Source organism: Thermoanaerobacter siderophilus SR4, from assembly GCF_000262445.1.
Taxonomy (GTDB): domain Bacteria; phylum Bacillota; class Thermoanaerobacteria; order Thermoanaerobacterales; family Thermoanaerobacteraceae; genus Thermoanaerobacter; species Thermoanaerobacter ethanolicus.
On record NZ_CM001486.1, the window covers coordinates 1850527 to 1863751 of the forward strand.

14 protein-coding genes, 1 pseudogene and 1 other annotated feature are annotated in these 13225 nt (G+C 34.2%); of the genes and pseudogenes, 10 read left to right on the forward strand and 5 right to left on the reverse strand.

Annotated features, from left to right (window positions below):
• The first annotated feature begins 120 nt into the window (after positions 1 to 120).
• From larE to larC2, 4 genes are read left to right on the forward strand one after another with little or no spacing between them, the layout of a single operon-like run.
• A complete protein-coding gene (gene larE, locus THESIDRAFT1_RS09065; RefSeq protein WP_039929302.1) occupies positions 121 to 942 on the forward strand; it encodes an ATP-dependent sacrificial sulfur transferase LarE in 822 nt (273 codons plus the stop codon).
• Positions 935 to 1693, forward strand: coding sequence for a nickel pincer cofactor biosynthesis protein LarB (larB, locus tag THESIDRAFT1_RS09070; RefSeq protein WP_006570190.1), 759 nt, complete (start codon positions 935 to 937; stop codon positions 1691 to 1693). The genes larE and larB overlap by 8 nt, the downstream gene beginning before the upstream one ends.
• On the forward strand, positions 1693 to 2424 hold the full coding sequence (larC, locus tag THESIDRAFT1_RS14630; protein WP_006570191.1) for a nickel pincer cofactor biosynthesis protein LarC: 732 nt from the start codon (positions 1693 to 1695) through the stop codon (positions 2422 to 2424). The genes larB and larC overlap by 1 nt, the downstream gene beginning before the upstream one ends.
• A 7-nt stretch (positions 2425 to 2431) precedes the next feature.
• The gene (larC2, locus tag THESIDRAFT1_RS14635) at positions 2432 to 2863 is read left to right on the forward strand and encodes a nickel pincer cofactor biosynthesis protein LarC2 (RefSeq protein ID WP_003870893.1); all 432 of its coding nucleotides are present in this window, start codon (positions 2432 to 2434) and stop codon (positions 2861 to 2863) included.
• 15 nt (positions 2864 to 2878) lie between these two features.
• Here the strand turns inward: larC2 and THESIDRAFT1_RS09085 are convergent.
• Positions 2879 to 4218 (reverse strand): annotated as a pseudogene (locus tag THESIDRAFT1_RS09085) (sensor histidine kinase).
• A gap of 2 nt (positions 4219 to 4220) precedes the next feature.
• A complete protein-coding gene (locus tag THESIDRAFT1_RS09090; RefSeq protein ID WP_003867722.1) occupies positions 4221 to 4895 on the reverse strand; it encodes a response regulator transcription factor in 675 nt (224 codons plus the stop codon).
• 158 nt (positions 4896 to 5053) lie between these two features.
• Here THESIDRAFT1_RS09090 and THESIDRAFT1_RS09095 point away from each other — a divergent pair, with 158 nt between their 5' ends.
• Both THESIDRAFT1_RS09095 and THESIDRAFT1_RS09100 read left to right on the forward strand, forming a co-directional pair.
• A complete protein-coding gene (locus tag THESIDRAFT1_RS09095) occupies positions 5054 to 5947 on the forward strand; it encodes a YckD family protein (RefSeq protein WP_006570193.1) in 894 nt (297 codons plus the stop codon).
• A 207-nt stretch (positions 5948 to 6154) separates the two neighbouring features.
• Positions 6155 to 6712, forward strand: coding sequence for a DUF2680 domain-containing protein (locus tag THESIDRAFT1_RS09100; RefSeq protein ID WP_003870890.1), 558 nt, complete (start codon positions 6155 to 6157; stop codon positions 6710 to 6712).
• A gap of 17 nt (positions 6713 to 6729) precedes the next feature.
• Here the strand turns inward: THESIDRAFT1_RS09100 and THESIDRAFT1_RS09105 are convergent, their stop codons facing one another.
• Both THESIDRAFT1_RS09105 and THESIDRAFT1_RS09110 read right to left on the reverse strand, forming a co-directional pair.
• A complete protein-coding gene (locus THESIDRAFT1_RS09105; RefSeq protein ID WP_006570194.1) occupies positions 6730 to 7278 on the reverse strand; it encodes a biotin transporter BioY in 549 nt (182 codons plus the stop codon).
• Between the two features lie 135 nt (positions 7279 to 7413).
• Positions 7414 to 7836, reverse strand: coding sequence for a bifunctional nuclease family protein (locus THESIDRAFT1_RS09110; RefSeq protein WP_006570195.1), 423 nt, complete (start codon positions 7834 to 7836; stop codon positions 7414 to 7416).
• 137 nt (positions 7837 to 7973) lie between these two features.
• Positions 7974 to 8175, forward strand: a binding site (T-box leader).
• A 41-nt stretch (positions 8176 to 8216) separates the two neighbouring features.
• On the opposite strand from THESIDRAFT1_RS09110, the gene THESIDRAFT1_RS09115 reads away from it, so the two are divergent.
• From THESIDRAFT1_RS09115 to THESIDRAFT1_RS09130, 4 genes are read left to right on the forward strand one after another with little or no spacing between them, the layout of a single operon-like run.
• Positions 8217 to 10856, forward strand: coding sequence for a valine--tRNA ligase (locus THESIDRAFT1_RS09115; protein WP_006570196.1), 2640 nt, complete (start codon positions 8217 to 8219; stop codon positions 10854 to 10856).
• Between the two features lie 17 nt (positions 10857 to 10873).
• The gene (locus tag THESIDRAFT1_RS09120; RefSeq protein ID WP_004397131.1) at positions 10874 to 11410 is read left to right on the forward strand and encodes a GNAT family N-acetyltransferase; all 537 of its coding nucleotides are present in this window, start codon (positions 10874 to 10876) and stop codon (positions 11408 to 11410) included.
• 28 nt (positions 11411 to 11438) lie between these two features.
• Positions 11439 to 12722: a bifunctional folylpolyglutamate synthase/dihydrofolate synthase gene (locus THESIDRAFT1_RS09125; RefSeq protein WP_006570197.1), complete on the forward strand. Its 1284-nt coding sequence runs from the start codon at positions 11439 to 11441 to the stop codon at positions 12720 to 12722.
• A gap of 48 nt (positions 12723 to 12770) precedes the next feature.
• Positions 12771 to 13004 carry a hypothetical protein gene (locus THESIDRAFT1_RS09130; protein ID WP_003870333.1) on the forward strand — a complete coding sequence of 78 codons (234 nt, stop codon included), beginning with the start codon at positions 12771 to 12773 and terminating at the stop codon, positions 13002 to 13004.
• A gap of 26 nt (positions 13005 to 13030) precedes the next feature.
• On the opposite strand, the gene THESIDRAFT1_RS13280 is transcribed toward THESIDRAFT1_RS09130, so the two are convergent.
• A complete protein-coding gene (locus THESIDRAFT1_RS13280; protein ID WP_157632019.1) occupies positions 13031 to 13204 on the reverse strand; it encodes a hypothetical protein in 174 nt (57 codons plus the stop codon).
• Positions 13205 to 13225: the final 21 nt, after the last annotated feature.

Sequence of the window (13225 nt, forward strand, 5' to 3'; positions counted from 1 at the left end):
AAAAAGCGCTTAAAGGCCTTTACTTTTAAGCGCTTTGACATTTTGTTTATTTTAATATATGTGATAAAATAGTTATACACAGTATAGATGGGTATACCATAGGGGGGTGTTAATATAGAAATTAAAGAGAAGCTAAGGAAATTGCAAGAATATTTGTCAAGGTTAGATAACGCATTAATTGCTTTTTCTGGAGGTGTAGATAGCACTTTTTTGGCAAAAGTAAGTTACGATGTTTTAGGGAATAGAGTATTAGCTGTTACTGCCACTTCTCCGATGCATCCTAAAAGTGAATTAAAAGAAGCTGTAGAGCTTGCTAAAAAAATAGGACTCCCCCACTTGGTTGTGGAGTTTAATGATATTCTTGAAATAGAAGAATTTAAAAAAAATCCTTTAAATAGGTGCTATATATGTAAATCCAATTTATTTTCAAGGTTTAAAGCTATTGCAGAAGAAAAGGGCTTCAAATATATCCTAGAAGGCACAAATGCAGATGATGTGTCTGATTTTAGACCAGGAAGAAGGGCTTTAAAAGAATTAGGAATTTTAAGCCCTTTGTTAGAATGTGGTATAAAAAAAGAAGAGATAAGAATTTTATCTAAAGAGATGGGGCTTCCTACATGGTGGAAACCTTCTTATGCATGTCTTGCTTCAAGGATTCCTTACGGAGAAAAGATAACTTATGATAAGCTTTCTATGGTAGAAAAGGCAGAAGAGGATTTGAAAGACTTAGGTTTTTCAGGATTTAGAGTGAGATACCATGGAGATGTTGCAAGGATTGAACTTCCAAAGGAGCAGATGGAGACAATTTTTGAAGAAGGTATAAGGGAGGAAGTTGTAAAAAGGATTAAAGATGCTGGATTTAAGTATGTAGCACTGGATTTAGAAGGATACAGAACTGGCAGCTTAAATGAACCTCATGTGAAGGTGGTAAAAAATGTATAATGAGAAAATATTGCAAATTTTAATGGAGTTCAAACAAAACAAGTTATCAATAGATGAAGCGCTAGAAGCTTTAAAGAAACTTCCTTATGAAGATTTGGGATTTGCTAAAATTGATTATCACAGAGAGATAAGAAAGGGATTTCCTGAAGTAATTTTTTGTCAAGGAAAGACTCCCCAGCAGGTTAGAGAAATTGCTTTTAATATGTATAAAAATGGGAGTGATATTTTAGGGACAAGAGCCTCACAACAACATTTTGAAGCAGTGAAAGAGGTAGTAGAAAAAGCAGTCTATTATGAGGAAGCTCGTATAATTTCTATAAGAAATACGCCAATAAATAAGACAAAAGGCATAATTGGAGTAGTGGCTGCTGGAACTTCTGATTTGCCTGTTGCTGAAGAAGCGGCTATTACTGCAGAACTTATGGGAAACACTGTGAAGAGATTTTATGATGTTGGAGTTGCAGGATTACATAGGCTTTTAGATAAATTAGATGAAATCAGACAATGCCGTGTATTGATTGCAGTTGCTGGTATGGAAGGAGCACTTCCTACTGTTTTAGGAGGATTGGTTAGCTCTCCTATAATTGCAGTACCTACAAGCGTAGGATATGGTGCTAACTTTCACGGTTTGTCCGCTCTTTTGACTATGCTTAATTCCTGTGCCAGTGGCGTAAGTGTTGTAAATATTGATAACGGTTTTGGTGCGGCTTATTCTGCCAGTTTAATAAATAGGATAGGGGAGAAATCATAATGAAAGTCTTATATTTTGACTGTTTTGCTGGAATTTCTGGAGATATGACTATTGCTTCATTATTATCTCATGTAGATGTGGAAGAGTTTAAAAAGAAGGTAAAGAAGATAGCTTTGGACAATTTTGATATAGAGATAGGTGAAACGCAAAAGAACAGTATAAGTGCTAGGACTTTTAAGGTATTGTATGAGGAAGAGCATCATCACCATCATAGGCATATGAAAGATGTGAGAGAAATCATCGAGAAGAGTGATTTGGAAGAAGAAGTCAAGAAAATGAGTATTGAGATGTTTGAGAAATTAGCAGAAGCAGAGGCAAAAGTGCATGGCAAATCTCCTGAAGAAGTGCATTTTCATGAAGTGGGGGCAGTAGATTCTATAGTAGATATAATAGGTACGGCGATACTTATAGACATGATAAAGCCAGATAAGATTGTTTCTTCTCCATTGCCAGTAAGTTCAGGCTTTGTAGATACTCAACACGGCCTTATACCTGTGCCTGCACCAGCAACAGCAGAACTTTTAAAAGGAATACCTGTGTATAAAAGCGATATAGAAGGCGAAATTGTAACGCCAACTGGTGCTGCTATTGTAAAAACTTTAGTAAATGAATTTGGTGGTATACCGGATATGACTATAAATTCTATAGGATATGGAGCTGGTACCAAAGATTTGGAAATACCAAATGTTTTGAGGACATATGTGGGAGAGGAAGAGGTAAAAAAAACCTGAGTCATTGATGATTTTAGAGACTAATATAGATGATATGAATCCAGAGTTTTATCAGTATCTATTTGAAAAACTTTTTGAAAACGGGGCATTGGATGTGTTTTTGATTCCTATTATCATGAAAAAGCAAAGGCCGGGTACGCTCATTACTGTAATTTGTGAGAAAGAAAATGCTGATAAATTAAAGGAGATAATTTTTAAAGAAACTTCTACTTTTGGCATAAGGTATTATGAAGTTTTAAGGCATAAACTGGATAGGGATTTTTCAATTGTGGAAACTCCTTACGGAAAAGTAAGGGTTAAAAAGGGCTATTTAAATGGAAAACTTATTAAAGCGTATCCTGAGTATGAAGATGTTAAAGCCATTGCTGAAAAGACTGGGAATTCAATTAGCGATATTTACCGGAATGTGATAAGACACATTGATTTGCTATTTTTTTAAAGATTGAAAGCGGGGTTAACCCGCTTTTAATGTAAAATAAAAAGTGGTTCCTACTCCTTCTTGACTTTCTATACCATATTTACTGCCGTGCAATGTCAATATTTCTTTCACTATTGCAAGTCCAAGCCCTGTTCCTGATTTGTTTCCTTTGTAATATCTGTCAAAGATGTGTTCTAAATCTTTTTGAGGGATGCCGCATCCCGTATCTGATACTTTAATTAAAATTTCTTTATCTTGAGGCTCTGCAGTTATAGTAAGAATTCCGCCATTTTCCATACTCGCCATAGCATTGCTTATTATATTTATAATTGCCCGTTTTATCATTTCCCTATCCGCTATTACCTTAAGCTTAAGATTATTAAGCTTTACTTCTATATTTTTTCTAAAATTTGAATTTCAAATATGTCTAAAGTTTCAAATATAAGTTTTTCTAAATCTATAGGTTCCTCTTTTATTTCTACCATTCCTGATTGGAGCTTAGAAAGCTGTAACACGTCGTCTACTAATTTAGACATTCTCTCTGTTTCTTTAATCACTGTATTTAAATATTTTTCTCTTTTTTCTTTATCGTCTCCATAGTAGTCTAAAAGCATTTCAGAATATCCACGTATAAGGCCAAGAGGTGTTTTTAAATCATGGCTTATATTTGCAATCAAATCTTTTCTAAATTTATCTGTAATAGACAGTTGTTTTACCATTGTGTTCATAGATTTTGCAAGGTCTCCTAATTCATCTTCTTCTTGGTAATTTATTTTGACATCTAAATTTCCAGAAGCGATTTGGTGAGCAGCATTTTTCAAAATTTGTATAGGTCGAGTAAACTTTTTCGACATGTAAATTGACACAAATAAAATTGCTGCTATTGTGACGACAAAAATCCGCCAAAAAACTTGTTTAAAAAGATTGACAGAGTCGTTTATAGCGGCGATAGGGATGCTCATTATTAAAGTAGCGGGTTTTCCGCTATATAAAAAAGGCCTTACAATAGAAAGATATTCTATATGCAAAAAAGGATGCTCATATTTTACAACTTTTACAGTGCTTGTAGGACGAAGAAATATTTCAGGGATTCCCAATCCCCTACCGTATCCTCTGTTATCTCCCGCGATTATTATGTTATTTTCTGTTATTGCCACAACTCTGGCACTAGATTTGTCGATAAGTTTACTTATAAGTATTTCATCGTTGTTATTTATTGCTTCTACAATTTTTTCACTGTAATTTTTAAGTTGATTTATTTTGTAATAAGAGTATATCTTATTAATAAAAACTACTTGAGTAAGCCAAAACATAGATAAAATTATAAGGCCTATGATAAGGTAAGAGATAAAAAGCTTTTTTCTTATTCCTTTCAAATTTATTCACCATCCAATTTGTAACCTATTCCCCAAACTGTTTTTATGAGTTTGCGCTTTTCTCCTAATTTTTCTCTCAACTGTTTTATATGGGTGTCTACGGTTCTTAAATCTCCATAAAAATCATATCCCCATACTTCATTAAGGCACTTTTCGCGGGATACAACTTTTCCTTTATTATCTATTAAGAGTTTTAAAAGGTCAAATTCTTTTGGCGTAAGGTCAATTTTTTCTCCATCAACCGTGACTTCTCTAGAACTTACATTTATAGAAATTCCTTCATATTCTGTTTTCCCATCTTCTTCTGAAGCTCCATAAGTTCTTGACAAAATTGCTTTAACGCGAGCGATTACTTCTTTAGGGCTAAAAGGTTTTACAACGTAATCATCTGCTCCTAATTCAAACCCTAAAAGTTTATCATACTCTTCTCCTCTTGCTGTTATCATCATTACAGGCACTTTTGACTTTTCTCTAATTGTTTTTAAAAGGCTCCAACCACTTATATCTGGAAGCATTATATCTAAAAGGATTATGCTTATATCTTTATTATTATTAAAATATTCAAGCCCTATTTTGCCATTTTCAGCTACCAATACTTCATATCCATTATTTTCTAAATAAGTTTTTAAAATATCTCTCATTCCTTCTTCGTCTTCAATTACTAAAACTTTTTGCATAAAAAACACCTCCCATCTTTAGTTTAATTATTTTTTACTCAGTTTACAACATTTAAAATTAAACTTCACACTTTCCTCACAAATTATATAAAATTACTTCAAACTATTTGGGTATCATAAAGAATGAAAAGGAAAAATTTAAAAGGAGGTATCCATATATGAAGAGAAACAAATGGTTAATAGTTTTAGCAGTTGTATTGGCTTTAGCAATTCCTTTGACAGTTTTTGCAGCAAATACTGATTCACCACTGACAAACAGCATAAAAGGCTTTTTTGGAATTGACACATCAAAGCTTACACCAGAGCAAAAGCAAATAATTACAGATTACAACAAAAAAATAGCCGACCTTGAAAAAGAGTTTATAAACAAACTCTTATCAGAAGGGCTTATAACTCAACAACAAGCAGATAATATAATTAAAAACATTGATAGCAAAGTTTCTAAAGCAAATCAAGACAATGTTCCCTTCTTCATTGGTGGCGGAAGAGGATTTGACAAAGGATATTTTGGAATAGGCCCAATTGATACTTCAAAGCTTACAGAACAACAAAAAGCAGCTTTGACAGAAATATACAAACAAATGGCGTCACTTCAGAAGGATATAGTAAACAAATTGGTATCTGAAGGATTATTGACTCAAGACCAAGCAAACAAAATCACAAGTGCGATAGATAATGCAATAGCTAATGCTGATAAAAAAGGCTATGCGATGTTTGGTGGCAACGATGGATTAGGGTTTATTTTGAGAGGTGTTGATCCATCTAAATTGACAGACCAGCAAAAGAATGAGTTAGTCAATTATTACAAACAAATGGCACAATTGCAAAAACAATTAGTTGATAAATTTGTAAGCTTTGGAGTTATTACTCAGGACCAAGGAAATACGATTAAAAATAGAATTGATACAATGGTAAAAAATATGGAACAAAACGGATTGCCTCAAGGATTTTTCAAACATTTTGAAGGAAAAAGAAGAGATTTTAAAGGTAAATGGCAAAATGAAAATAATCAACAGAATAGTGTTCCACAAAGCTCCAATAATTCGATTTGATGAATTTAATATTTGATTGTTAGAAGAGGTGGTGGGAAGCCATCTCTTTTTTATATTGTCAAAACTTTATAGATTGCCAATACTCATATTAATTTAAACGAATTTTCACACATCCTTCACAAATTCAATATGGTTACCTCAAACTAAAAGGTTATTATATAAGTGTAACAAATAAAAAACAAAATTCAAAAAGGAGTGTGGTTTTAAATGAATTTCAAAAAGGTAGTAGCAGTAGTACTTACAGGAGGTATGCTTTTAAGTGGAATAGCTGCTTATGCAGCCACAACTGGCAATACAGCTAGTTCTTCAACGCCACCTCAATATTCTACGACAGCACCAAGATACGGAATGAGTAGAAATGCAGATTTTCTTGCAAAACTGACTGGTAAGACAGCAGATGAAATTTTAAGTGAACTTCAATCAGGGAAAACAATAGTTCAGATTGCAGAAGAAAATGGCATAACACTTGACAATCTGAAAAAAGCTTTAATTGAGCAAAAAGAAGGGTTTATAGACCAATTAGTTAAAGATGGTAAAATAACTCAGGATAGGGCTGACACAATCAAAAAAACCATTGAAGACAAGATAAATTCATGGGATGGAACCTGTCAATATGGTAAAGGTTCAGGTGTAGGTTTAGGTCTTGGACTTGGAAAAAATAGCAATGGCAATACAGGTGTAGGCTTGGGAGCAGGTTTTGGTGCTAAAGGAGCGCATAAAGGAGCAGGCTATAGAGGAAACTTTGGACCAACTGTTCAGCAGTAATGAAAAAAGGCAAGGGTTCAACCTTGCCTTTTTTCATTAGATTTTATAACAGGTTTTAATTTTAAAGTGAGATAGGAAGCGATAAATGCCTTGATTAAATCGCCAGGTATAAAAGGAAGTGCCCCGACTAAAATGGCTTTTTTAAATGGCATTCCTGTAACAAAAGAGAGTTGAGTTACTCCTAAAATATAAACAAAAATTATTGCAAATAAGAGATAGCTTATAAAAATATTAATAAAATTTGCTTTTTTGTTTTTTAAAGTCAAAGAAATTAAAAAAGCTGCAAAGGGCCAACTTAAAATATATCCTCCTGTAGGTCCTACTAAAACATTTAAGCCTCCTGTAAGTCCAGAAAAGACAGGTATTCCAATTGCACCTAAAAGGTCAAAAATAAAAAGGCTCAAAAATGCTGATGTAGGATTTAAAAGCCCTCCAGCTAACATTACTGCAAAAGTCTGTCCTGTGATAGGTACTGGAGAAAAAGGTAAGGGGATTTTTACAAAACCCATTATAAAAGTAATAGCAGCAAAAAGAGAAGCTAAAATCATGTCTTTAGTTTTTATCATATTTTTCCTCCTCATTGTATTATTACAACAATTATTATATTTTTTTTAAAAAGAATTGTCAACTATTTTTACATAATGGTTAACAATTCTTTAAAAAAGTAGCCCTCTTAAATTTTTAAGAGGGCCAATAGAATTTTAACTATCTCTATCATCAAATTTTAAATCTGCCATATCATAAGTGAATTCCGCTAAACGAATATTTATGAAAATTGGTATATCAGTTCGCATTGCCAAAGCTATCGCATCACTGGGTCTTGAGTCTAATTTTATAACTCTATCCCCTTGTTTTATATAAAGCTCTGCATAATAAGTGTCATCTTTTAAATCAGTAATTACAACTTTTTCAGGTTTTCCTCCAAGTTGTTCAATAACAGATTTTAAAAGGTCGGGGGTTAAAGGGCGAGGCGGTGTAATTCCCTGAAGAGGGATAGCTATGTTTTGAGCTTCCAGTGGACCTATAACTATAGGTAAAACTTTCTTTTCCTCTTCATCTGTCAATAGGACGGAGAAATTTCCTTCTACGTCCATCGTAATTGCCTTAACATGAAATTTTAACATTTTTTACACCTCGATTTAAAACATCTTCTTATTATCATTATATCATACTTATGCAAATTTAATCTGATTGTTTGCTTTAAAACAACTTAACTGTTGACAATTCATGAGATTTTATATATATTATATATCAAATGGAATATGAGGCTATGAAAGAGAGGAGTAAGTGTATACTGGCTAAAGAGAGGGATATCCCATGGGCTGAAAGGATTCCCGCCAAAGGTACACTGAAGGTAGCTCTGGAGCCTGTAAACCGAAGTTGAGTAGGTTTAAACGGGTCTGCCCGTTATAGCTTGAGTGATAAATGAAGGTGGTACCGCGAAATGCCCTTTCGCCCTTTGTGGGTGAAAGGGTTTTAAAATTTTACGGAGGGAGTGTAAAGCATGAAAGAGATAGCTAAAACCTACAATCCAAAGGAATTTGAAGATAGAATTTATGCTTTTTGGATGGAAAAAGGATATTTTACTCCTAAAATAGACCCTGAAAAACAGCCATTTACCATTGTTATACCGCCTCCAAACATAACAGGGCAATTACATATGGGACATGCACTTGATAATACTTTGCAGGACATATTGATAAGATGGAAAAGAATGCAGGGTTATGCAGCTTTGTGGATACCTGGCTCAGACCATGCCAGCATTGCGACGGAGATAAAAGTTTTAGACACGATAAGAGAAGAAACGGGGCTCACAAAGAAGGAAATAGGAAGAGAAGAGTTTTTGAAAAGGGCATGGGCATGGAAGGACAAATACGAAAACCGTATTTTAAGCCAATTAAAAAAGTTGGGTTCTTCTTGTGATTGGACAAGGACACGCTTTACTATGGACGAAGTATGTTCAAGAGCGGTAAGAGAGGTTTTTGTTTCTCTCTATGAAAAAGGGCTCATATACAGAGGTGACAGGATAATAAATTGGTGCCCAGACTGCAACACTGCTTTATCTGATGCGGAAGTGGAACATAAAGAGCAAAAAGGGCATTTGTGGTACATCAAATACCCCATAAAAGGTGAAGATGGATATGTAGTTATAGCTACTACAAGGCCAGAGACGATGCTGGGGGATGTAGCAGTTGCTGTAAATCCTGATGATGAAAGGTATAAGGATGTGGTAGGTAAGACTTTGATACTGCCACTTGTAGGAAGGGAGATACCTGTAATTACTGACAGCTACGTTGATCCTTCATTTGGAACTGGTGCTGTTAAAGTGACGCCTGCTCACGACCCAAATGACTTTGAGATGGGGACAAGACACAATCTTCCATTTATCAACATAATGAATGAGAATGCGATAATCAATGAAAATGGAGGAAAATATAAAGGTCTTGATAGGTATGAGGCGAGAGAAAAGATAGTAGAAGACCTCAAAAATCTCGGACTACTTCTAAAAGTTGAAGACCACGTTCACAATGTGGGACATTGTTACAGGTGCGATACGGTAGTTGAACCTCTACTTTCCAAGCAGTGGTTTGTAAAGATGGAGCCTTTAGCGAAACCTGCTTTAGAAGTTGTAAAAGAAGGAAAAATTAAGTTTGTGCCAGAACGGTTTGAAAAAATATACATTAATTGGTTAGAAAACATAAAGGATTGGTGTATTTCAAGGCAATTATGGTGGGGACACAGAATTCCTGCCTGGTATTGTGATGACTGTGGGCATATAACTGTATCGCGTAAAGACCCGGAAAAATGTGAAGCGTGCGGAAGCATACACATACATCAAGACGAAGATGTATTAGATACTTGGTTTAGTTCTGCACTTTGGCCTTTCTCTACTATGGGTTGGCCAGAAGAAACAGAAGATTTAAGATATTTCTATCCGACAGATGTACTTGTTACGGGATATGACATAATTTTCTTCTGGGTTGCAAGAATGATTTTTATGAGTTTGGAATTTATGAAAGAAGTACCATTTAAGCATGTTTTGATACATGGTTTAGTCAGGGATGCTCAAGGTAGAAAAATGAGCAAATCTCTTGGCAATGGAATAGACCCGTTAGAGGTTATTGAAAAGTATGGAGCAGACACTTTAAGGTTTACATTAGTCATAGGAAATGCTCCAGGAAACGATATGAGGTTTAGTCAAGATAAAGTTGAACTCAGCAGAAACTTTGCAAATAAATTGTGGAACGCTTCAAGATATGTGTTGCTGAATTTAACTGATAATGATACTAATCTTTATACAGAGGGGTTAACTATTGCTGATAAGTGGATTTTGACAAGGTATAACAATATAGTAAAAGAAGTGACAGAGAATTTAGAAAAATTTGAGTTAGGAATAGCTGCGACAAAACTTTATGACTTTGTGTGGAGCGAATTTTGCGATTGGTATATAGAACTTAGCAAACCTGTGCTCTACAGTGATAACCTTGAAGCTAAAAAGGTTGCAAAGTCTGTTTTAAGATATGTGCTTGATAATACTTTGAGGCTTTTGCACCCCTTTATGCCTTTTATAACTGAAGAAATATGGCAGAATTTACCTCATGAGGGCGAGAGCATAATGATTGCTGAATGGCCGAAATACAAAGAAGAACTGGATTTCACTGAAGAAGCGAAAAATGCTGAGATTATAATGGAAGCTATTAGGACCATTAGAAATTTAAGAGCAGAAGCAAATGTTTCCCCTTCTAAAAAAGCAAAAGTTATTGTGACTGTTGAAAATGAAAATTATGTAAAGATGTTTGAAGTGGGTACAAATTATATAATGAAACTTGCAGGTGCTAGCGAAGTTGTAATTGAAACAGATAAAAGTAAAATTCCTCATAAAGCTTTGAGTGGAGCAATAGAAGGAGGATTGGTGGTACTTCCACTTGAAGATTTAATAGACTTAGAAGAAGAGATAAAGAGGCTTAATGAAGAAAGACAAAAAGTGATAAGCGAAATTGAAAGAGCACAAGGGCTTTTAAATAATGAAAATTTCGTTAAAAAAGCGCCAGAAAAAGTAGTCAGTGCTGAAAGAGAGAAATTAGAAAAATATACTACGATGCTTAAAAACATAGAGGAAAGACTTAAGTTATTAAAGAGTTAACCTCTAGGGGGATTTGTATGTTATCTTTGTTTAAAAGGCCCAAAAAAGAGTCTCAACTGGTTATAAGAGAGGCTAAGATAAAAGATGCGAGGGGGATAATAAAGCTTTTAAACAGTGTTGGAAGGGAAAAATTGTATATGGTGTCAGAGACATTTAATTGGTCTGAGGAGGAAGAAAAACAGCTTATTAAAAATTTAGACCGCAACAAAGATTTGATCCTAGTGGCAGACTACGGTGGTGAAATCGTAGGCTGCCTTACTCTCTTTCGTTATTATGGAGGAAGGTCTCCTAAAGTACAACATGTAGGAGAAATAGGTATAAGTATAGACGCTCGATTTAGGAATATAGGAATCGGAACAAAGTTGTTTACGGAAGCTATTAATTGGGCAAAAAGCAAAGGCTATGAAAAACTTTGCCTCAGTGTTTTTAGTACCAATGAAGTAGCAATACACCTTTATAAGAAATTTGGTTTTGAAGAAGAGGGTAGAAGAAAAAAACAGTTTAAAATTGGTGATGAATACGTAGATGAGGTTTTGATGGGATTGTTTTTGTAAAATCCGTTTATATGGGAGATGGGCTTAAATGAACTATGAAGAAGCAATTAGCTACATACATGGTACATACAAATTTGGCATAAAGTTGGGATTAGAAAATATAAGAAGATTATTAAATTATATGGGGAATCCTCAAAAAAACCTTAAAATTATCCACGTTGCTGGTACAAATGGAAAAGGCTCTACATCAGCTTTTATAAGCAACATTTTGCAGCAGGCTGGATATAAAGTAGCTTTATATACTTCTCCCTACCTCGAAGAATTTGAAGAGAGAATGAGAATAAATGGAGAAAATATTTCCAAGGAAAAGTTGATTTATTATGTTGAATATATAAAGCCTATGATATCTCGTATGGTGGAGGAAGGATACAATCATCCGACGGAATTTGAAGTGGTAACTGCAATTGCTTTTAAATATTTTTATGATGAAAAAGTGGATTTTGTAGTTTTAGAGGTAGGACTTGGAGGTAGATTTGACGCAACAAATGCTATTGATTTTTCATTAGTTTCTGTTATAACCACTATTGATTATGACCATACAGACAGATTGGGACATACTTTAGGAGAGATTGCATATGAAAAGGCAGGCATTATCAAGCGAAATGGAGTGGTGGTAAGTTTTTATCAACAGCCAGAAGCATTGAAAGTCATCATAGAAGCATGTGAGGTAAGAAATGCTTATTTGACTGTACTTGAAAAAAGTAACGTAATTATAAAAGAACAAAACCCTGATTTTCAGATTTTTGACTACAAAAAATACAAGGACTTAAAAATTACTTTATTGGGAGAACATCAGATTTACAATGCTGCTTTGGCGATTGAGAGCGTAGAAAAATTGAAAATGTATGGATACGAAATCACAGAAAAAGATATAAGGGAAGGGCTTTACAGGGCAAAATGGCCTGGAAGATTGGAAGTAATGAGAAAAAAACCCTACGTAGTAATAGACGGTGCTCACAATCCTCAAGGAATGACTGTTTTGAAAGAGTCTCTAAAATTATTTAAATATGATAAATTGATTTTAGTAATTGGAATGCTTAAAGACAAAGATACACAGAAGATGCTGGATATAATTGTGCCAGAGGCAAATATGATAATAACAACCACCCCAATAAGTGAAAGAGCTTATAAGGCAAGTGAACTTGCACAAAAGATAGATAAAGAAAACGTAATTCCAATTGAAAATATTGAAAAGGCGGTAAAATACGCCTTAGATATAGCTAAGGAAGAGGATATGGTACTTTTTTGTGGGTCATTGTACATGATTGGTTATGTGAGGTCTATGCTTAAAAAGGTAATAATTAAGACATAGTTTTAATATAATGTAAGGTGTAAAGGCCGTAATGAGAAGGTGGTTGTTATGGAAATGACAGGGACTGCGTTGTTACGGGAGATAGATAAAGCACTAAAGGCGATGAAAGAAGCAGAAAGAAATTTAGAAATGCTGGAAAATGACAACTACCTCAAGATAAAGTTAGCAAGGCTGAAGTACGATTTTGCAAGACAAGAATATTTGAGACTCTTAAGGATTGCTAAAGAACAAAAAATCAAATATAACATGAATGAATTGATGGAAAAAATAATAGACGTATGATAAAAGCGGTCTTTCGACCGCCTGATTTATTGTTCAGGTATTTTAATTTCTTCTTGAAAATCGCACTTAAAATCTTTATAGGTCACACAAAAACTGTTGCAATTATGGATACATGTAATTGCATTACATTTCTTCAACGTTCTAATTGGTGCATTTACTGGTTTTGAAGAGCGCATAAATTCTAACTCCAAATAAGTCATATCAATCGCCCTTTCCAATTT